Origin of the sequence: Mycolicibacterium litorale (genome assembly GCF_010731695.1) — a bacterium.
GTDB lineage: Bacteria > Actinomycetota > Actinomycetes > Mycobacteriales > Mycobacteriaceae > Mycobacterium > Mycobacterium litorale.
Genome location: NZ_AP022586.1, coordinates 3772760 through 3793293, shown reverse-complemented (window position 1 = coordinate 3793293; position 20534 = coordinate 3772760). Strand labels below are relative to the sequence as shown.

General features: G+C 68.7%; 19 protein-coding genes. 13 read left to right on the top strand and 6 right to left on the bottom strand.

From position 1 onward, the window contains the following. The first annotated feature begins 2 nt into the window (after positions 1-2). The 4 genes from G6N30_RS18070 to G6N30_RS18055 are packed head-to-tail and all read left to right on the top strand — an operon-like array spanning position 3 to position 2480. A complete protein-coding gene (locus G6N30_RS18070; protein ID WP_134057701.1) occupies positions 3-461 on the top strand; it encodes an Rv0361 family membrane protein in 459 nt (152 codons plus the stop codon). 19 nt (positions 462-480) lie between these two features. Further along, positions 481-894 (top strand): rhodanese-like domain-containing protein, encoded by a 414-nt coding sequence (locus G6N30_RS18065; protein WP_134057699.1) that lies wholly within the window; start codon positions 481-483, stop codon positions 892-894. Then, positions 891-2099, top strand: a complete 1209-nt coding sequence (locus tag G6N30_RS18060) for an O-succinylhomoserine sulfhydrylase (protein WP_134057697.1) — start codon at positions 891-893, stop codon at positions 2097-2099. The genes G6N30_RS18065 and G6N30_RS18060 overlap by 4 nt, the downstream gene beginning before the upstream one ends. Beyond that, complete coding sequence (locus G6N30_RS18055) at positions 2100-2480, top strand: hypothetical protein (RefSeq protein WP_134057695.1); 381 nt, start codon at positions 2100-2102, stop codon at positions 2478-2480. Between the two features lie 11 nt (positions 2481-2491). Here G6N30_RS18055 and G6N30_RS18050 read toward each other — a convergent pair whose 3' ends face one another. Continuing rightward, on the bottom strand, positions 2492-3355 hold the full coding sequence (locus G6N30_RS18050) for an SDR family oxidoreductase (protein ID WP_134057693.1): 864 nt from the start codon (positions 3353-3355) through the stop codon (positions 2492-2494). Positions 3356-3504: 149 nt separating this feature from the next. Between G6N30_RS18050 and G6N30_RS18045 the strand changes: the two genes are divergently transcribed. Genes G6N30_RS18045 through G6N30_RS18025 form a run of 5 tightly spaced genes read left to right on the top strand, consistent with a single transcriptional unit; the run spans position 3505 to position 7726 of the window. Next, complete coding sequence (locus G6N30_RS18045) at positions 3505-3987, top strand: GNAT family N-acetyltransferase (RefSeq protein WP_134057691.1); 483 nt, start codon at positions 3505-3507, stop codon at positions 3985-3987. Continuing rightward, the gene (locus G6N30_RS18040; RefSeq protein ID WP_134057689.1) at positions 3984-5036 is read left to right on the top strand and encodes an LLM class flavin-dependent oxidoreductase; all 1053 of its coding nucleotides are present in this window, start codon (positions 3984-3986) and stop codon (positions 5034-5036) included. Before G6N30_RS18045 ends, G6N30_RS18040 begins: the two co-directional genes overlap by 4 nt. Then, on the top strand, positions 5033-6139 hold the full coding sequence (locus G6N30_RS18035; RefSeq protein WP_134057687.1) for an LLM class flavin-dependent oxidoreductase: 1107 nt from the start codon (positions 5033-5035) through the stop codon (positions 6137-6139). The genes G6N30_RS18040 and G6N30_RS18035 overlap by 4 nt, the downstream gene beginning before the upstream one ends. Continuing rightward, positions 6136-7425, top strand: a complete 1290-nt coding sequence (locus G6N30_RS18030; protein WP_134057685.1) for an NtaA/DmoA family FMN-dependent monooxygenase — start codon at positions 6136-6138, stop codon at positions 7423-7425. Before G6N30_RS18035 ends, G6N30_RS18030 begins: the two co-directional genes overlap by 4 nt. A gap of 10 nt (positions 7426-7435) precedes the next feature. After that, positions 7436-7726: a hypothetical protein gene (locus G6N30_RS18025; RefSeq protein ID WP_134057683.1), complete on the top strand. Its 291-nt coding sequence runs from the start codon at positions 7436-7438 to the stop codon at positions 7724-7726. Here G6N30_RS18025 and G6N30_RS18020 read toward each other — a convergent pair. Further along, positions 7719-8450 carry an MBL fold metallo-hydrolase gene (locus G6N30_RS18020; RefSeq protein ID WP_134057681.1) on the bottom strand — a complete coding sequence of 244 codons (732 nt, stop codon included), beginning with the start codon at positions 8448-8450 and terminating at the stop codon, positions 7719-7721. The two genes, G6N30_RS18025 and G6N30_RS18020, sit on opposite strands and share 8 nt — an antisense overlap. Before the next feature lie 35 nt (positions 8451-8485). Here G6N30_RS18020 and fgd point away from each other — a divergent pair, with 35 nt between their 5' ends. Further along, positions 8486-9496, top strand: a complete 1011-nt coding sequence (fgd, locus tag G6N30_RS18015) for a glucose-6-phosphate dehydrogenase (coenzyme-F420) (RefSeq protein WP_134057679.1) — start codon at positions 8486-8488, stop codon at positions 9494-9496. A gap of 3 nt (positions 9497-9499) precedes the next feature. Here fgd and G6N30_RS18010 read toward each other — a convergent pair whose 3' ends face one another. The 4 genes from G6N30_RS18010 to G6N30_RS17995 are packed head-to-tail and all read right to left on the bottom strand — an operon-like array spanning position 9500 to position 15811. Then, entirely contained in the window at positions 9500-11137 is a 1638-nt protein-coding gene (locus tag G6N30_RS18010; RefSeq protein ID WP_134057677.1) for a glycosyltransferase family protein, read from the bottom strand. Between the two features lie 3 nt (positions 11138-11140). After that, positions 11141-13081 carry a hypothetical protein gene (locus G6N30_RS18005; RefSeq protein ID WP_134057675.1) on the bottom strand — a complete coding sequence of 647 codons (1941 nt, stop codon included), beginning with the start codon at positions 13079-13081 and terminating at the stop codon, positions 11141-11143. Beyond that, positions 13078-14502, bottom strand: coding sequence for a glycosyltransferase family 2 protein (locus G6N30_RS18000; RefSeq protein WP_134057673.1), 1425 nt, complete (start codon positions 14500-14502; stop codon positions 13078-13080). Before G6N30_RS18000 ends, G6N30_RS18005 begins: the two co-directional genes overlap by 4 nt. Next, the gene (locus G6N30_RS17995) at positions 14495-15811 is read right to left on the bottom strand and encodes a hypothetical protein (protein ID WP_134057671.1); all 1317 of its coding nucleotides are present in this window, start codon (positions 15809-15811) and stop codon (positions 14495-14497) included. Before G6N30_RS17995 ends, G6N30_RS18000 begins: the two co-directional genes overlap by 8 nt. Positions 15812-16218: 407 nt before the next feature. Here G6N30_RS17995 and pta point away from each other — a divergent pair, with 407 nt between their 5' ends. The 3 genes from pta to G6N30_RS17980 all read left to right on the top strand — a co-directional run bounded on the left by pta (position 16219) and on the right by G6N30_RS17980 (position 20532). Next, complete coding sequence (gene pta / locus G6N30_RS17990; RefSeq protein WP_407664662.1) at positions 16219-18294, top strand: phosphate acetyltransferase; 2076 nt, start codon at positions 16219-16221, stop codon at positions 18292-18294. Beyond that, positions 18294-19481 (top strand): acetate kinase, encoded by a 1188-nt coding sequence (locus G6N30_RS17985; protein ID WP_134057669.1) that lies wholly within the window; start codon positions 18294-18296, stop codon positions 19479-19481. Before pta ends, G6N30_RS17985 begins: the two co-directional genes overlap by 1 nt. A gap of 190 nt (positions 19482-19671) precedes the next feature. Next, entirely contained in the window at positions 19672-20532 is an 861-nt protein-coding gene (locus G6N30_RS17980; RefSeq protein ID WP_134057667.1) for a putative endonuclease domain-containing protein, read from the top strand. Positions 20533-20534: the final 2 nt, after the last annotated feature.

The following is a 20534-nucleotide window of genomic DNA, read 5'->3' as shown; positions in this document are numbered from 1 at the left end:
CGATGTCCGCTGAATCCGATCCGGATACGGGCCGCCCGAGCGACCGGCCGACCGCCGCCCCGTTCATGGCGGCGCTGGTCATCATTGTCCTCGTCGTGATCGGTATCTGGCTGGTCAACGCGTTCGAGGGCGACGAGCTCACCGACGAACAGCAGATCGGCCGGGCCGCTGCGGCGCAGAACGACGCCCTGCAGCGTGAGGACTACGACGATTTCCGCGCCAACACGTGCCGTGCCGAACAGGGCAACGAGAGCGATGTGCTTGAGCGGCAACGCAATTCCGTAGCCGAGCAGGGCGCCAGGTTCATCGACGGCGTGACCGGGGTCGCGGTCGAAGGCGACCGCGCCACCGCCACCGTCACCTACCACTTCGACAGGTCCGAGGACGACAAGTTCCAGGTGCCGACGACGTTCGTCCGGGAGGACGGGGCGTGGAAGGTGTGTTCGACCCGTTCTGACTAGGTGTGGGACACTCACGGCCGTGAGCTATGCGGGAGACATCACGCCGGAGGAGGCCTGGCAGCTACTCGACGACAACCCCGATGCGGTGCTGGTGGACTGTCGGACCGACGCCGAGTGGCGGTTCGTCGGGGTGCCCGATCTGTCGGCGCTGTCCCGCGACGTGGTGTTCATCGAGTGGAACCGGACCGACGGCACCCGCAACCCGGGTTTCGTCGACGATCTGCAGGCTGCGGGCATCACGCCCGGCGAGCGCCCCGTGGTGTTCCTGTGCCGCTCCGGCAACCGTTCGATCGGCGCCGCCGAAGCCGCCACCGCGGCGGGGATCGGACCGTCGTACAACATTCTCGACGGTTTCGAGGGTGACCTCGACGAGCAGAAGCACCGTGGCCGCACCGGCTGGAAGGCCGTCGGTCTGCCCTGGCGGCAGTCATGAGCGAGGTTCCCTCGGTACGTAAGCCCGCCGAACTGCCTGACGGGGTCAGCCAGGCCACTCTCGGTGTGCGCGGCGGACTGCTGCGTTCGGGCTTCGAGGAGACCGCCGAGGCGATGTACCTCACCTCGGGGTACGTGTACGCGTCGGCCGCCGAGGCGGAGAAGGCGTTCACCGGTGAGATCGACCGGTATGTCTACTCGCGCTACGGCAACCCGACGATCTCGATGTTCGAGGAGCGGCTGCGCCTGATCGAGGACGCGCCGGCCTGTTTCGCGACCGCGACCGGGATGGCGGCGGTGTTCACGTCGCTGGGTGCGCTGCTCGGTGCGGGGGACCGGTTGGTGGCGGCCCGCAGCCTGTTCGGGTCGTGCTTCGTGGTGTGCAACGAGATCCTGCCGCGGTGGGGTGTGGAGACCGTGTTCGTCGACGGCGACGACCTCGCGCAGTGGGAAGAGGCGCTGTCGGTCCCGACGCAGGCGGTGTTCTTCGAGACGCCGTCGAATCCGATGCAGTCGCTGGTCGACATCGCCGCGGTCTGCGAAATGGCCCACGCCGCGGGCGCAAAAGTGGTGCTGGACAACGTGTTCGCGACGCCGCTGCTGCAGCAGGGCATGCCGTTGGGCGCGGACGTCGTCGTGTATTCGGGCACCAAACACATCGACGGTCAGGGCCGTGTCCTCGGCGGGGCGATCCTCGGCTCGCAGGAGTACATCGACGGGCCGGTGCAGAAGCTGATGCGCCACACCGGTCCGGCGATCAGCGCGTTCAACGCGTGGACGCTGCTGAAGGGGCTGGAGACATTGGCGGTGCGGGTCGACTACTCGAACCGCTCGGCGCAGCGGATCGCGGAGTTCCTCGAGGGCCATTCGTCGGTGAGCTGGGTGAAGTACCCGTTCCTGGAGTCGCATCCGCAGTACGACCTGGCCAAGCGGCAGATGCGGGGCGGCGGCACCGTCGTCACCTTCGAACTGGCCGGAGGCAAGGAGCGGGCGTTCGAGGTGCTCGACAAGCTGCAGGTCATCGACATCTCGAACAACCTGGGCGACGCCAAGTCGCTGATCACCCATCCCGCCACGACGACGCACCGGGCGATGGGGCCCGAGGGTCGCGCGGCGATCGGACTGGGTGACGGCGTAGTGCGGGTTTCGGTGGGGCTGGAGGGCACCGACGACCTGATCACCGATCTCGACCGGGCGCTGGGCTGAGTGTCGAAGCGCTCTGACGCCAAGAAGGCGCGCCGGAAGAAGCGTCTCGCCGCCCGGGGTCCGCGCTGGAACCCGGACGTCGCCGACGACAGCCTCGTCGTCGACGAGGTGATCACCTCGCGCGGTTGGGAATTCGACCTCGAGAACTCGAACGACGAGATGGTCACGTGGTACTTCCCACCGTCGGGTATCTCGACCGACGACGAGGCCATCGAGACGGTGACACGGATCTGGTTGACCACCGAGGAGGAGTGGCACGTCATCTTCGTCGGTGCGGGTGCCGACGGGATCGACTACGTGTTCTCGGCCGAGGCGCTGCTCGAACACCTCGAGGCGATCGAGCGCTACCGCGCGGGGGACCCGGTCCCGGACTTCGAGTAGGGCCGTCGCCGCTAGCCCTTGTCACCGCCTTCGACCACACCCAGCGCCGTCTGCGCCCGATCCTCGTAGCTCTTGCGCTTGGCGGTGTCGAACTCCAGGAACACGTCGTCCAGGCCGAGCTTCTTGTTCATCCACCGCCGCCCGCGCGGTCCGAGGAGCTGCGAGGCCTGGGCGGTGAAGCGCAGGAACGGCGGCACCGACACATGCGTCTTCGGCTTGTTCAGCGTCTTGACGATGGCTGCCGCGATGTCTTCGGGCTCAACGGGTTTCGTGCCGACCGTCTCCTTCGTGCCGGAGATCAGTTCGGTCCGGGTGAACGGCGGCATGACCACTGATACGTGCACACCGTGCGGTGCCACCTCGTCGGCCAGTGCCGCGGACAGTCCGACCACCCCGAACTTGGCTCCGACGTACACCACCTGACCCGGAACCGGGATGACCCCGGACAACGATGCGATGTTGATGATGTGGCCGCGGCGCCGCGCGATCATGTCGGGCAACGCCAGCTGGCAGCCGGCGATCACACCGTAGAGGTTGACCTCGATCGACGACCGGATCGCCTGCTCGGACTGCGACAGGAACGGCCCGATCGGCATCACACCCGCGTTGTTGATCAGCACGTCGATGTGCCCGCCGCCGTCGGTACGGGCCTTGTCCAGGAAGGTCGCGAACGATTCGCGGTCGGTGACGTCGAGCGGATATCCCGACACCGGGCCGAGCTTCGTGAGCTGGGCGACCGCCGACTCCTGCAGCGCCACGTCACGATCGCCGATGACGACCCGGGCGCCGCGAGCCAGAAGTGCCTTGGCGGTGGCATAACCGATACCGCGAGCGGCGCCGGTGATCGCGATGGTCTTGCCCCTGATGTTGTCCATGTCGCGGAACTTTACAGGTGTCAAGTTTTGATCGGAAGAGGGTGAGTTCTCAGGCGACCTGCCGCTATTTTCGATCGCGCTGAGCCGAACCCCGTCGACGGAATGCGTCCCGGCCTGCGGCGTTGGAAAGTGAGGTGATGATTGTGCCGGTGACCGATGACCTGCGATTCGTGGCCGTGGACCAACGGGACCCACTGGCTCAACCGCTGCTCGACGAACTCGCCGTCGAATACGCCGACCGGTACGACGGGCGGGCCGAGGCGGTCGCGGCCTGGCTGCGCCGCTACCCCGCCCAGGAGTTCGCCCCGCCGGACGGCGCCATGCTCGTCGGTCTGCTGGGCGACACACCGGTAACCGGCGGCGCCTTTCGCCGCTTCGACGCCACCACCGCCGAGCTGAAGCGCATCTGGACCGACAGCGCGCATCGTCGTCGCGGGTTCGCCCGTGCACTGCTGGCCGCACTGGAGACAGAGATCGCCGCGCGCGGCTACCGCAGGATCTATCTGACGACCGGTGACCGCCAGCCCGAGGCCGAAGCCCTCTACCTCGCGACCGGCTACCACCGTCTCGCCGAGCCCCTGCCCGCCGACGGCGAGGTGTACCCGGTGGCGTTCGCGAAAGCCCTGCCGTGACGGCCCCGCCGCATGTCGGCGTCGCGCTCGACGGATACGGCTGGGACCCGCACGCCTGGCGCCGAACTCCCGAACTGCCGCCGGTCACCAGCGGCCGTTACTGGGCCGACCTCGCCGCCACGGCGGAACGCGGCCTGCTCGACTTCCTCACTATCGACGACTCCCTGGCGCCGACCCGCGTCGCCCGCGCCGACGCGGTTATGGTGGCGGCCCGCATCGCGCCCGCCACCCGGCACATCGGTCTCATTCCCGTCGCGACGGTCACCCACACCGAGCCGTTCCACGTCTCGAAGGCGATCGCCACCCTCGATCACGTTTCCCGCGGCCGCGCCGGCTGGCAGCCCCGCGTCAGTGCGACCGCATCCGAAGCGGCGCTCTTCGGCCGGCGAACCGTGGACCGCGATGATCTCGAGGCGCTGTTCGACGAGGCCGCCGACGTGGTCGAGGTGGTACGCCGCCTGTGGGACTCCTGGGAGGACGACGCGGAGATCCGAGACGTCACCACGGGCCGCTTCGTCGACCGCGACAAACTGCACTACATCGACTTCACCGGCCGGTATTTCTCGGTGAAAGGGCCGGCCATCACGCCCAGACCGCCGCAGGGGCAACCTGTCGTCGCCGCACTCGCGCACGCGCCGCGCATCTACGAATTCGCCGCGCACACCAGCGATCTCGTCTTCGTCACCCCGGCTGACGAGGCATCGCTGAAAGCCATCCTGCGCCAGGTCGGCGCGGGTTTGCAGGTGTACGTCGACCTCGTGGTCGCCCTGTCCGGGCAGACCGACTTCGCCTCGGACGCCATGGTTTTCGGCGGAGATGCCGACGATCTGGTGGATCTGCTCCTGCACTGGCAACAGTTGGGGATCGACGGTGTCCGGCTACGCCCCGCGGTGAACGCGACCGATCTGCGCGCGATCGTCGAGGAGGTGGTGCCACGACTGCAGCGCGCCGGTCGCTTCCGCACCGCCTACCGGGACGGGGAGACGCTGCGCGCTCGCCTCGGCCTGCCCGTCGCCGTCAACCGCTACCTCGGAGTGAAGCAGCCATGACCGTTCCGCTGTCGATTCTGGATCTTTCGCCCATCCCGGAGGGCGCCGACGCCGCGACCGCGCTGCGCAACACGATCGACCTCGCCCGCCACGCCGAAGAGTGGGGGTACCGGCGTTACTGGGTCGCCGAACACCACTTCGTCGCGGTGGCCAGTTCCTCCCCCGCCGTGCTCATCGGGCAGATCGCCGCCGCCACCGAGCGGATCAACGTCGGTGCGGCGGCGGTGCAACTCGGCCACACCACCGCCGTCGCCGTGGTGGAGAGCTTCGGCATCCTCGACGCGCTGTACCCCGGCCGCATCGACCTCGGGCTCGGCCGGTCCGGCCAGCGACGCCGCGAGGCGCAGACCCAACCCGCGCCCGAACCGCAGACGCGACCCTGGCGGGAGGTCGACGGACTCGTCGTACCCGCCCCCTTCGACACCGGCGCGCTGCTGCGCAAACCACGCTTGAGCGCCCGGATGTCGGTGTTGCAGCAGCCCGAAGCGGTCGCTCCCGACTTCGCCGACCAGGTCGACGACGTCCTGGCCATGTTGGCCGGTTCCTACCGGATCGGTGACGTCGACGCCCATGTGGTTCCCGGCGAGGGTGCCGACCTGACCCCGTGGATCTTCGGTAGCAGTCCCGGGCAGAGCGCCAAAGTGGCCGGGGCGCTGGGCCTTCCGTTCGTCGCGAGCTACCACATCACGCCTTCGACCGCACTCGACGCCATCGACGCCTACCGGGCGGCGTTCACCCCGTCGGCCCGGCTGGCTGAGCCCTACGTGGTGGTTTCGGCTGATGTGGTGGCGGCCGACGACACCGACACCGCGCGCGAGCTCGCCTCGAGTTACGGCCACTGGGTGTACTCGATCCGCGCGGGTGACGGTGCGGTGCCCTACCCGGACCCCCGACGCTGCGAACCGCTGACCGCAGAACAGCAGCAGCTCGTGCACGACCGCACCGAGACACAATTCGTGGGCGATCCCGACGAGGTGGCCGCGCGGCTGGAAACCCTGCAGAAGGTGACCGGCGCCGACGAGTTGGTGATCACCTCGGTGACCCACCGCCACGCCGACCGGTTGCGCTCCCACGAGCTGATCGCCGGGCGGTGGCGCAGGTGAGCCCACGGGAAGGCAGGCAGCGCAAGCCCATTCACCTCGCCGCGCACTTCCCGGGAGTCAACAACACCACGGTGTGGTCGGATCCCGAATCGGGCAGCCAGATCGACTTCGACTCGTTCGTGCACCTCGCCCACACCGCGGAACGCGGCCGGTTCGACTTCTTCTTCCTGGCGGAGGGCCTGCGGCTGCGCGAACACCGCGGCCGCATCCACGACCTCGACGTGGTCGGCCGGCCCGATACGTTCACCGTCCTCGCGGCGCTCGCGGGGGTCACCGACCGGCTCGGCCTGGTCGGCACCATCAACACGACGTTCAACGAACCGTTCGAGGTCGCTCGCCAGTTCGCCACGCTCGACCACCTCTCCGACGGCCGCGCCGGCTGGAACATGGTCACCTCCTCGGATGCGTTCACCGGCGAGAACTTCCGCCGTGGCGGTTTCCTGCCGCACGCGGACCGCTACCGGCGCGCGGCGGAGTTCGTCACGGTGGCCCGTGAGTTCTGGGACAGCTGGGCGTCGGACGCGATCCGCCCGGTCGACCATTCCGGCGCCCATTTCGAGGTACGGGGCACCGCCACGCTGCCCGCAGGCCCGCAGGGGCATCCCGTGCTGCTGCAGGCCGGTGACTCCGCCGACGGACGGGACTTCGGTGCGCAGCATGCCGATGCGCTGTTCACGCTGCACGGGTCGCTCGACGCGGGCCGGCGGTACTACGCCGACGTCAAGGCGCGTGCGGTGGCCGCGGGCCGGAACCCGGACCGGCTCAAGGTGTTCCCCGCCGCCACCTTCGTCCTCGGCGACACTCCAGCCGAGGCCGCCGACAGGGCGCGCCACATCCGGCTGCAGCAGGTCAGCGGGCCCACCGCGCTCGCGATGCTCGAACAGGTGTGGCAGCGCGACCTGTCCGGATACGACCCCGACGGGCCGCTGCCGGACGTCGACCCCGTCGACGATCCGACGATCACCCAGGGCCGTGTGCGCCACGGGGACTCCAAGGCGCTGGCCGCCGAGTGGCGCGCCCGGGCCGAAGCCGAGCGGTTGAGCATCCGCGAACTGGTCATTGCGGTCACCAGCAGACAGCAGTTCGTCGGCACGCCCGCCCAGGTCGCCGATGAGATCGACCTCCACGTGCAGTCCGACGCCTGTGACGGGTTCATCCTCGTTCCGCACCTGACACCACGGGGCCTCGACGAATTCGTCGACAAGGTGGTGCCACTCCTGCAGGAGCGGGGCGCCTTCCGCACCGAATACTCCGACGAGACGCTGCGCGGTCACCTCGGTTTGTAAGCTGGCGCGGATGTCACAGATGACCGTGGGCTGGCTGATCCTGGCCGCCGCGGTGGTCATCGCCGCGGCGGGCGTGATGTTTCGGGGGTTCATCGGCCGCCGCGCCGACCGCCATGTGCTCGGCCGCCTGACACGGCGGATCCGGGAGACGTCGCTGGCCCGGGTGCTGTTGGGTCCCGTGCAGCGCGATGCGCTCGACCCCGACGAACTCGATCAGATGATCCTGATGCCGACGATCGTGGTGGCCTGCGGACTGTGTCTGACCGGGGTGTTCCTGCTGGGCTATCGCATCCTCACCTGAGCGCTGCGCGCGCCGCGTCGCGGACGGGACCCCGCCACAGCGGGCCGTGGCCGGGCAGCAGCACGTCGGACTCCAGCGTCTCCAGCGCCGCGAGGCTCTGCACGCAGCGGGCCTGGTCGTGGTTGAACAGCGAGGGCAGCAGCTGCGGGCGCGTGTCGGTGAGCAGCGGGTGACCGGTCACCAGCGCGTCGCCGCTGACCAGCACACCGTCGACGACATACGAGCAGTGCCCACCGGTGTGCCCCGGCGTGGGGACCGCCCGCGGTGTCCCGGGCAGTGTCGCCGCCACTTCCTCGGTCAGTGCCTGCGCGGTCGGGATGCCGGCCTTCTCGAGCCCACCCTTGCGGCTGATCGTCAGCGACCACTTCAGCCAGCGCGGCTGCCACACGTGCTTGGCCACATCGAGCGGGGAGACCTGCTCGAGGTACTCGCGCCTGGCGTGCCCGACCTCGTCGAGGTGGGCGTACACCGGCACGCCGTGGGTGGCGGCGAACCAGATCGCCGAGCCGAAGTGGTCGACGTGGGCGTGGGTCAACAGGATGGCGCGGATGTCGGCGATCTCGAACCCAAGCCGTCGCACCGAATCCACCACGTCGTCGCGATGGCCGGGATAGCCGGCGTCGATCAGCAGCACACCGCCGCCGTCGGTCACCAGCGTCCAGTTCACCAGGTCGGTGTGTGCGAGGTGGACGCGATCGGTGACGGCGGTCAAGGTGGCTGCCATGCCGCGAGTTTAGGAGAGAGGAGTAGAAATTAAACGTGGCTGAACTCAAACTCGGATACAAGGCGTCGGCGGAGCAGTTCGCGCCCCGTGAACTCGTCGAGCTGGCCGTGGCGGCCGAAGAGCACGGTATGGACAGTGCCACGGTCAGCGACCATTTCCAGCCGTGGCGCCATGAGGGTGGGCACGCCCCGTTCTCCCTGGCGTGGATGACCGCGGTCGGTGAGCGCACCAAGCGCCTGCAGCTGGGGACCTCGGTGCTGACGCCGACGTTCCGGTACAACCCGGCGGTCATCGCCCAGGCCTTCGCGACGATGGCGTGCCTGTATCCGGACCGGATCTTCCTGGGTGTGGGTACCGGAGAGGCGCTCAACGAGATCGCCACCGGCTACGAGGGTGACTGGCCCGACTTCAAGGAGCGGTTCGCCCGGCTTCGGGAGTCGGTGCGGTTGATGCGTGAGCTGTGGCTCGGCGACCGGGTGGACTTCGAGGGCGAGTACTACCGCACCAAGGGCGCCTCGATCTACGACGTGCCCGAGGGCGGTGTGCCCGTATATGTGGCGGCCGGCGGTCCCGTGGTGGCCAAGTACGCCGGACGCGCCGGCGACGGGTTCATCTGCACCTCCGGCAAGGGGGAGGAACTGTACAAGGACAAGCTGCTGCCCGCGGTCGCCGAGGGTGCCGAGGCCGCGGGTAAGAACCTCGCCGACGTCGACAAGATGATCGAGATCAAGATCTCGTATGACACCGATCCGGAACTGGCCCTGGAGAACACGCGGTTCTGGGCGCCGTTGTCGTTGACCGCCGAACAGAAGCACAGCATCGACGATCCGATCGAGATGGAGAAGGCCGCCGACGAGTTGCCGATCGAGCAGGTCGCCAAGCGGTGGATCGTCGCGTCGGATCCGGACGAAGCGGTGGAGAAGGTGGGCCAGTACGTCGGGTGGGGCCTGAACCACCTGGTGTTCCACGCCCCGGGGCAAGATCAGCGCCGCTTCCTCGAACTCTTCCAGCGCGATCTCGAACCGCGCCTGCGCAAGCTGGGCTGACCGTCAGTCCGGCGGCGCGGGCCGTCCGGTCACGCGGTACACGCGGAACATCTCGTCGGGCGTCGGGCCGTCGGCGGACAACACCAGGTCGCCGATGCCCGCTCCGTCGTCCCACATCGTCCCGTACCTGCGGTTGACGGCGTCGGCGACGTTGAGCTGCGGGTTGGTCGCGACGATGTAGCGGATGCCGAAGTCCCACGGCCGGTTGAGTGCCGCGGTGAAATCGTAGTCGCTGGTGATCACGAACTGTCGAGGATCCGTCGACGACAGCCAGATGCCCCAGGTGAGAAAGCTGTCCATCAGCACGGAACCGGGCGGCAGATCCTTGGCGTCGAACCACTGCGCGAGGGTGCGCTCGCTGATCAGCCTGCGGCGGGCCGGATGCTCGGCGGGCGGATGCCCCACCGGGTCGACCAGGGAGACGAACCCCGACTCGAGTTGTCCGTAGGCGACGTCCTCGTCGGTGATCAGCCGCCCGGTGAACGGGATCGCCACCACCAGCGAGGCGGTGAGTAGTACGGCCGACGGCCACTTCGCCCGGTACCAGCACGCCAGCGCCACGCAGATCACCAGCGGAATCGCCAGCAGATAGAACCGGAACCAGCCGAACGTCGTCGAATTTGCCTGCGCCACAACCGCGAACGTCAACGTACCGCCGACCACCGCGACCGGCACCACGGTGCCGGCGGTGCGCCGAACCGCGGCGACCAGGACCGCCACCGCGACCGCCACACCGATGAGCGGCTGCATACCGAACAACCGGGAGGCGATCACCGGCCAGGTGGATCCAGCGTCGTGGCCGGCGGCGTGGGCGAGTCGCCCGGCCACCTGACTGGAGTTGCCGTACTGGGACGTCAGGGTCGCGAACAACTCGTCGTTGATGATCCACCCGGTGACCGCCCAGGCGACGAACGCGGTGGCGAACGGAAACATCGCGATCAGCACGTTGAGGATCGTCGAGGACCGCCGCAGCGCTCGAGGGGACCGCACCCAGCTGACCGCGGCGACCACCACGAGAACGCCGACAGCCGCCGGGAGGGCCTCGTAACGCGCGAGATAGCCGATGCCCAAGGCGATCCCGGTCAGCGCCAGGTCACCGACCCGCCCGTTGTCGCACCACAGCATGAGGTGGCGTACGCACCACAGCAGGCTGAACACCTGCGCGGCCTCGCTGAGCCCCGACGCGCCGTAGAGCACGATCATCGGATGCAGGGCGAACGCCGCGACGGCGATCCACTGCCAGCCCCGGCCGACGCCACGGTCGATCGCGATGCGCCGCAGCACCACGGCGGCGCCCGCCATGAACAGTGCGCTCTGCACCACCCCGGCCAGGCCGGCGTGCTTGAGCGCGGGCCACCACTGGCTCAACCACACCAGCGGGATCTCGACGATGCTGGGCAGCGGGTTCCACACGAACCCGATGGCCGACAGGTGCGGATGTCTGGACTGCAGCGCGAAGCCGGCGTTGGCCACCCGGTTGGGGGCGTCGGGTTCGAAGATGTTGTAGCGCAGCACCAGCACCGCGCCCACGATGAAGTAGCCGACCGCCAGCGCGCAGTACAGCAGGACGCCCGGCCAGCGGGCGGGGCCGGTGGGCGCCGTCCGCTGTGCCGGTGCGACGTCCGGCAGCGTCGTCGTCATGGGTCAGGCTCTGCCGCGCGACCGGCGGTGCCGCACACCGAAGACCGCTCCCGCGGCGAGCGCCGCCAACCCCACCACCGCGGCGCTGATCCACGCCCACACCTGCCAGCCCGGTCCGGGCGCCGGCTGGTGGGCCATCGGACCGCCCTGCGCGACGGTGAGGTTCACGGTCTCACCGGCCGACCCGGTGGCCAGCACGTCACCGGACAGCGACGCCCAGCGCTCGGGCAGGCTGCGGATGTAGTGGAACGAATCGTCGAGCAGCGACCAGTCACCACCGCCGGACACCGCGAGCACCGTCCGGCCGTTGTCACCGAACGCCTGCAGTGAGCTGACGGGTCCGCGGAAATCGACCCCGGTGGTCGTGCTGCCGCCGACGGTGAGCCGATCCGGTGCCTCGGTGGCCAACGGCGGTGTCATCCCCGCGCGGGTCAGCTCCGGTCCGTCCACAACGGCGAGAAGTGCGGTGCGCGAACCGATCACGTCCTCGAAGGTGTTCAGCCGCGGTCGCAGCAGCATGGCCGTCTGCTGGCCCATCAGGTTGATCGCCTGCGCGGCGAAGCCGATGTGGTCCGGACTGTTCAGGGTGACGTCGAAGTCCGGGGTGAACGCCATCGGGAGGACCGGGAACCCGCCCCTGTTGTTGTCGCCCGGGGTCACGCTCACCGTCGACTGCGGGTCGAGTGCGAACGTGATGCGGTCGGTGAGCGGTGCGCACTCCTGGCGGGGGATGTACCGCAGTTCCAGGGCGAGGCCCACGTTGGAGGTGATGGTCTCGGCGGGGATCGTCGCCTTGACGTCGAGGGTGCCCGATTCGTCGAGCGTGTGGGTGGCCACCACCGTGCCCGCGGAGCGGATGAGAACGGATGCCTCACCGCCGACGACCGGCGTGTACTTGGCTTTGATGTGGACGTCGGCCTGGGTGACCGGTCCGACGCCGAACGCGCTGACGTCGAATCCGGCGTAGAGGACGGTGTTGCCCAGCACCGACGTCTGACCGGTGATGCCGAGTTGGTCGAAGGTCTTGATGGTCGAGGCCACGTCGGGCTGCCGGTTGGCGAAAACGACGGCCGCCGAGGGGGACTGGGCGAGTTTCATTCGCTGGTCGGTGAACAGTTCCACCTGGTCGAGCAGCTTCTCGCCGGTGCCGGCGATCACGAGCGCCGCGGCCGGGGTGCCCGCGCCGGTGATGGAGATCGCCGGTGCCGCGCCGTCACGGATCTCGATGACGCGGCGAGCCCCGGCGGCCGGCGCCAGGACGTCGGCGGTGGTGACGTTGATGCGCACCGGCATCGGGCGGTAGAGGTGAGTGAGTTCGGCGACCAGGTCGAGTGCCGCCTGCTGCTCGAAGTTCGTCGGATCGGATCCGATCCGGATCACGATCTCGTCGAGGTAGCCGGGCAGGAATCCGGCCACCGACACCGGATCGGGGGTGGGGCCGGTGAAGGTGTTCGCAAGCTGGGTCAGGGTGAGCGCCGGCGGCTGCGTGCAGGCGTTCGCGTCGCGGCCCGGTTCGCGCAACACGAAACTCACGCGGGCGCGGTCCTCGACCACCTGGGCGGGCGAGATGTTGACGCTGAACGGGGTGGTGTTCCCGTCGGTGGGTGCGGGGAACGAGCCCAGGACGGTGCCGCGGCCGTCGATCACCTCGACCCGGCCGTCGGCGACGTTGACCACCGAGCCGATCCGGCCGCTCAGCATCCCGGGACCCACACCGTCGGGCACCGGGATCGCGGTCTCCGCAGGCTGATTGGCGCCGATCAGTTCCATCCGGTCGGACATCCCGAGCTGCGCCCACCCGATCGGCGGGGTGGCCCCGGCGTCGCGCACCGCCTTGTTCATCGGTTCGGCGTGCGCGGTGGGCGGTGGCGTCCCGGCCAGGCTGCCCGCCACCGCGACGCTGGCGGCGGCGAGGACGGCGAGGGCGCGCGTGGGTGTGGTCATCGGAGTCCTTCGGTGAGAGGTGCGTTGTCACGAGAGGGGGAGAGGCCGTGAATCGTCTTCTCCCAGAACGACGGTCGGAACACGAGCTGGTAGATCGCTTTGATGGCGGCCACGGACTGCAACACCCAGTACAGCGGTGAGAGCAGGGCCGCCACCCACAGATGCGGTTTACCGAGCGCCTGCGTGACGATCAGCCCGGTGAACACCGACAGCGGCGCGCAGACCAGCAGCAGGGTCAGGCACACGTAGTAGGTGAGCGGAGGGAACAGCATCCCGATCACGGCGGGTCTGCCGACGATCCACATCAGCATCGTGAACCAGAACAGCACGTTCAGCGCGCTGGTCAACGGCACACCGCCGGTCATGTTGAGCATCCGCAGGAACGCCTTGGTGCCGATCGCGCGGCGCAGACCCCGCGGATCGCGCAGGTGCACGAGCATGGTCTGCAGGTAGCCCTTGTACCAGCGCGACCGTTGGCGAATCCAGTTGACGACGTCGGAGTTGGCCTCCTCCAACGTGATCGAGTCGAGGATCATCGTCCGGTAGCCGCTGCGCGCCAGGCGCACCCCGAGGTCGGCGTCCTCGGTGACGTTGAACTCGTCCCACCCGCCGACCGCCCGCCACACCGTCGTCGGCATGTGGTTGGAGGTGCCACCGAGGGGGACGACACAGCGGGCCTGCTCGACGGCGGGCAGTACGACCCCGAACCACTGGTCGTACTCGAGGGAGAAGAACCGGGTCAGCAGATTCTGCTTCTCGTTGAAATAGCCGAGTCGCCCCTGCAGACAACCGATGTCGCGCGGCACCCGGCGGAACGCGGCGACCGCGCGCCGCAGCTGCAGCGGATCGGGGATGTCCTCGGCGTCGTAGATCGTCAGGTACTCGCCACGCAGGTCGGGAAGCGACATCCCGTAGTTGCACGCTTTGGGTTTCGTCTTGGGCTGGCTGTGCGGGACGATGACGATCCGTACCGACTGCATGTCGGCACCCAGGAGGGCCCCCTGGGTGGCGAGGTCGTCCTCCTCGACGAGCAGCAGGATCTCCAGTTTGTCGGCCGGGTAATCGAGTCTGCCGACGCCGTTGATCAGGTTGGCGACGATCGTCGGTTCGTCGTAGACGGGCAGCAGCACGGTGTACACCGGCAGTTCGTCGTCGGGGATGGCCAGCGCCTCCTCGGCGCTGATGCTGACCAGCGCGCTGGACCGAAGCCCCATGAGCAGCAGGTAATTGCGGTCGAGCGTCGATACCAGGTAGATGAGCGCGAAGACCCCGGTGAGCACCGGCGCCAGGATGTGTGGCCAGTGCGCGACGGCCGCGGCGTGGACCACGAAGACCGCGGCCAGCAGCATCAGGGCCCGGCGGCCCAGCAGTCCGCGCGCCGACAGGTGGGCCGGCAGCACGACCGGAGTCAGGTCAGGCATCGGCCGCGGCACCGCCCGCCGGGCCGGCAGCCGCGCGGTCGAGCACCCCGGCCAGGGTGGTCGCGCGCCCGATCACGACCTCGTCGACGTCACCCGGATCGTTCGGTTGTTGGCGGGCCACCCACAGCGCGGGCCGCAGCGACACGTCGAGCAGGTTCACGGGCTGGGGTTCCGGGGGCAGGTGGTCACCGGCCAGCGATTGGCTGGCGACCACGTTGACCCGCTGGAAGTCGTTGCCGGACTGCCATTGCCAGGTGATGACCAACCAGTCGGAGTGGGTGCCGTCGGTGGCCGCGTCGGCGTTGCTGAACGCCATCCGACTGCCCGCCGGCAGGTCGGGACGATCGGTGATCACCCGGTAGTCCACCGGACGGGCCGACGGGTACCAGATGATGTCGGCGGTGTCGGTCAGCGCGGTGCGGTCCGGGGTGGTCAGGACGTCGACTGCGAGGGCGGGAAGGCCGCGCTGTGCGGGCGTGCGGTAACGCACGAAGGTGGCGTCCGGTCCGGCGTACCGGGTGACGAAGTCATAGGCCACGGGGGCACGCAGCCCGGCCTTGTCCGTCCAGTCGGCCGACACCGTGGGGAGCGCGGCGGTCCGGTCGACGGGCGGGTTGAGAAGCGCGAGGGCCACGGCCGTCACGGCGAGCGTGCCCAGCGCGCGCACGGTGTGCTGGTGCGGTTCGGGCCACGCCCGTTCGGCGAGGCGCACGCGCGCGGTGCGCGTCGTCAGCAGAGCGGCGGTCGCGAGGCTGGGGAACACCGCGCCGACAAGCACGGTGGTGAGCAACAGCGGCACGTGCCCGCCCACGCCGAGCACGGTGAGGGCCGACACCGCGAAGCAGGACAGTGCGGCGGCGCACCGGTGGGCCGGCGGTGTCATCCGGCCCGCGAGCAGCACGGCGACCGCTCCGGCCAGCGCGGTGAGCAGCGCCGTGGCGGTATCCGACCCGCCGAGAGCCGCGGACGCCAGCATCAAGGGCAGCGGGCTCACACAACACAGCGCGAAGAGCCACAGCGGCCACATCCGAACGACGTGCCGCACCCCGAACAGCACCGTCATCACGCACGCGAGCCAGACGGGGGCGCCGAAATCCTGCAGGTGCCAGAGCCCGGCGAGGGTCGGTGTGCGGTGGCTGAGCAGTTCGATGCCGCCGAGTGCCCCCACCCCGACCAGTGCCCCGATGATCCAGTTCGACTCGGCGTCGGCCACGCCGCGCGGTGCGGTGCGGTATCCGAGGGTGATCAGGATGACGAGTACCGGCAGGACCGCCGGAAGGGGTGCGCCTGAACCGTGTATCGCGAGCACGACGGTGTCGGCGTAGGGGATGGCGTAGGCGATCGCGGTGAGGCCGATGGCGATGACGAGCCGAAGGTGGAACCAGCGGTGTTCCCGCCGGTCCGCGATCGTTGTCTCCGCGATTCCCCTTAGGGACGCTAAAGGCTTCGCGAGTGAGCTGCCAGTAACGCCAGTTGAGGATGGCTTCGTCGTCGGAGGCGCGGCCAGCTCTCTTACATATTCGACCGAAGAGGCAGTTCTCACGGCAATCCTGACTGCTGAGTAAGTTATTGACGCAGGCGTTTGAAACGTGTGCGTGCGAAGTTAGCAAAGAATTACTAAATAACCAAAACTTTGCATTGGGTGTCGGTTTTGGCGAGCGGGGTGGCCTGCTGGCCGCAATGCCGCCGATGCGGCAGGCTGTGAGGGTGCCCGACGTGACCGATTCGCGCGTTTCCGCCATCTACGTCGCATCGCCGGAAGGCGACACAGGAAAGTCGACGATCGCGCTCGGACTCCTCGACCGCCTGACGGCAACCGCGGCGAAGGTGGGAGTGTTCCGGCCCATCACCCGGCAGGGGCCGGCGCGGGACTACATCCTCGAACTGCTGCTCGCCCACACCACCGCGGGTCTGCCATACGAGGACTGCGTCGGAGTGAGCTACCACCAGTTGCACGAGGACCCCGACAGCGCACTCGCCGACATCGTCGACCGCTTCCATCGCGTCGCCGCCCGGTGCGATGTGGTGCTGATCGTCGGCAGCGACTACACCGACGTGGCCAGCCCCAGCGAGCTGTCGATGAACGCGCGCATCGCGGCCAACCTCGGTGCTCCCGTCGTCCTTGCCGTCAAAGCGCGCGGCCGCACCCCGTCGGAGGTCGTCGAGGTCATCGACGTGTGCCTCGATGAGATCGCCGCCCAGCACGCACACACCGCTGCGGTAGTGGTGAATCGGTGCGACCCGGACCAGCTGACCGAGGTGCGTGAGGCACTGCAGGGGCACGGCGGCCCGCAGGCCTACGTGTTACCCGAAGAGCCGCTGCTGGTCGCGCCGTCGGTTGCCGAACTGCGTGATGCCGTCGACGGGACGGTGATCGGCGGTGACGAGAGCCTTCTGGACCGCGAGGCGATGGACGTGTTGGTCGCCGGGATGACCGCCGAACACGTGTTGGAGCGGCTGACCGAGGGAGTCACGGTGGTCACGCCGGGAGACCGGTCCGACGTGGTACTCGCCGTGCTGAGCGCCCATGCCGCAGAAGGGTTCCCGTCCCTGTCGAGCGTCATCCTCAACGGTGGGCTGGAGCTGCATCCGGCGATCGCGGCGCTGGTGGCCGGGCTGGGACTTCGGCTGCCGATCGTCGCGACCGACTACGGCACCTTCGAAACCGCCAGCCGCGTCGCAGGGACCAGGGGACGGGTGACCGCCACCTCGGCGCGCAAGATCGACACCGCGCTTGCGCTGATGGAGACCCACGTCGACACCGCGGACCTGTTGAGCCGGTTGGCGATTCCCATTCCGACCGTCACCACACCGCACATGTTCACCTATCAGCTGCTCGACCAGGCGCGCGCGAACCGCAAACACATCGTGCTGCCCGAAGGCGACGACGACCGCATCCTCAAGGCGGCCGGCCGGTTGCTGCAGCGCGGCGTCGCGGACCTGACAATCCTCGGTGAGGAGGCGCGGGTGCGGGCCCGGGCAGCCGAACTCGGTGCCGACCTGTCCGCGGCCACGGTGCTGGATCCGCGGATTAGCGAACTGTGCGACCGGTTCGCCGAGCAGTACGCCGATCTGCGCAAGCACAAGGGCGTCACCGTCGAGCAGGCACGCGAGATCATCCACGACGTCTCGTACTTCGGCACCATGCTCGTGCACAACGACATGGTCGACGGCATGGTCTCCGGGGCGGCGCACACCACGGCCCACACCGTGCGCCCGGCATTCGAGATCATCAAGACCCTGCCCGATGTGTCGACCGTGTCGAGCATCTTCCTGATGTGCCTGGCCGACCGCGTGCTCGCCTACGGTGACTGCGCGATCGTCCCTGATCCGACCGCGGAGGAACTGGCCGACATCGCCGTCTCCTCGGCGCGCACCGCCGCCCAGTTCGGCATCGACCCGCGGGTGGCGATGCTGTCGTATTCGACGGGTACCTCCGGTGCCGGTGTCGAGGTCGAAAAGGTCAGGGAGGCGACCGAACTGGTACGCAAGCGCGAACCGGACCTCCTGGTCGAGGGGCCGATCCAGTACGACGCCGCGGTGGAACCGTCGGTCGCCTCGACCAAGATGCCGGACTCGCCCGTCGCCGGCCGGGCCACCGTGCTGATCTTTCCGGATCTCAACACCGGCAACAACACGTACAAGGCGGTGCAGCGCAGCGCGGGTGCGATCGCGATCGGTCCCGTGCTGCAGGGGCTCAACAAACCGGTCAACGACCTCTCGCGAGGTGCCCTGGTGGAGGACATCGTCAACACGGTCGCGATCACCGCGATCCAGGCCCAGGGGAAGTGATGAGCCGCACCGTTCTGGTCCTCAACTCCGGATCGTCGTCACTGAAATTCCAACTGGTGGAGCCTGATTCCGGGTTGTCCCTGGCCGACGGGATCGTCGAGCGCATCGGCGAGGACTCGTCGTCGGCGAGTCTGGTCTGCGGTGAGCGCGAGGTGACGCACGGCGACCCGGTGCCCGATCACGAAGCCGCGCTGCGCACGGCGTACGCCATGTTCGACGAAGCCGGGACCGAGCTGGGTAGCGTCGGACTCGTCGCCGTCGGACACCGGGTCGTGCACGGAGGTCCGGACCTGTATCAGCCCACACTGATCGACGACGCGCTGATCGAGAAGCTCGAGGAACTGGCCCCGCTGGCGCCGCTGCACAACCCGCCCGCCGTCCTCGGTATCCGCGAGGCCCGCAAGGCGTTCTCGGAACTGCCGCATGTGGCGGTGTTCGACACCGCGTTCTTCCATGACCTACCCGCCGCCGCGGCCACCTACGCGATCGACCGGGAGGTGGCCGAGCAGTGGCACATCCGGCGCTACGGCTTCCACGGCACCTCACATCAGTACGTCAGCGAGCAGGCCGCGGCGTTCCTCGATGTTCCGCTGTCCTCGCTGAGCCAGATCGTGCTGCACCTGGGCAACGGCGCGTCGGCGTCGGCGATTCTGGGCGGCCGCCCGGTCGACACCTCCATGGGCCTGACGCCGATGGAGGGTCTGGTGATGGGCACGCGTTCCGGTGACATCGACCCGGGGCTGTTCGTCTATCTGTGGCGGGAAGCCGGGATGAGCGTCGAAGAGATCGAGACGATGCTGAACAAGCGTGCCGGGGTGCGCGGACTGGGTGGCGAGATCGACTTCCGGGTACTGCATCAGCGCATCGAAAGCGGTGACGAGGCCGCCGGGCTCGCCTACGACGTCTACATCCACCGGCTGCGTAAGTACATCGGCGCCTACCTCGCCCTGCTGGGCAGCGCCGACGTCATCACGTTCACCGCAGGCGTCGGCGAGAACGACGCCGAGGTGCGGCGCGATGCGTTGTCGGGCATGGGGCGGCTGGGTATCGAACTGGACGAGCACCTCAACGAGAGCCCCTCGCACACGGCGCGGCGGATCTCGGCGGAGACGTCGCCCACGACGGTGCTCGTGATCCCGACGAACGAGGAGTTGGCGATCGCACGAGCGTGCGTCGCAGTGATCTAGCAGGATTCGCGCCGCCGAGTGCCGAGTGCCCTGACGGCAGTCGGCGAGTGTGTACTCAGGGCGGGAATTCGGCGGAAATCCCGCCCTGGTTACACACTCGACGCCCTGACGGCACACTCGATCTGAGCGACTGTGGATGAGTCTTCGCCGACCTCGCCCTGATGTCGGCCACTTCCGTCAGGGTGCGGTCATGAACCAGCTGCGGGACCCCTTCATCGGCAGTGAGGCGCTGGCGTGCGGCGCTGTGAGCCGCCATCAGCTGCGGACCCGCTACCGCGCGGTCTTCCCCGGCGTGTACGCGCAGAAGCTGTCACCGCTCTCCCTGCACGAACGCATCGTCGCGGCGTGGTTGTGGTCGGGCAGGCGAGCGACCATCGCCGGCCTGGCGGCCGCCGCACTACACGGCGCGAAGTGGATCGACGACGACGTGGTGGTAGACCTCATCTACGCCAATCCGAAGCCGCCACCGGGGATTCGGACTCGCCGCGCAGTCCTGCTGGACGGCGAGCGACAGGTCGTGCGCGGTCGTGCCGTGACCAGCCCGGCGAGAACCGCGTTCGATCTCGGGCGTGAAGGCAGGGTGGACGCGGCAGTGGAACGGCTGGACGCGCTCGTGCGTGCCACGGCGTTGGGGTTGGGCGATGTGGCGGACCTCGCGCGGCACCATCCAGGGGTACGGGGCCTGCGACAGCTCGAGACAGCGGTCGACCTCGTCGACTCCGGCGCGGAATCACCGAAGGAGACATGGCTGAGGCTGCTGATCATGCGGGCCGGACTGCCCCGACCTCGCACCCAGATACCCGTGCTCGGTCCGGACGGTGCGCCGTTCGCGTTCCTCGACATGGGTTGGGAGAACTGCATGGTCGCTATGGAATACGACGGTGAGCATCACCAGACCAGCAGATGGGTGTACACCAAGGACATCCGCCGCGCCGAGAAGATCGACGCCGCCGGCTGGCTGGTCGTCCGCGTGGTCAGGGAGGATCACCCGGTCGACATCGTCCGACGAGTTCGGCACGCCCGGGCGTTACGGTCGGCGAGTGTGCTCTGATG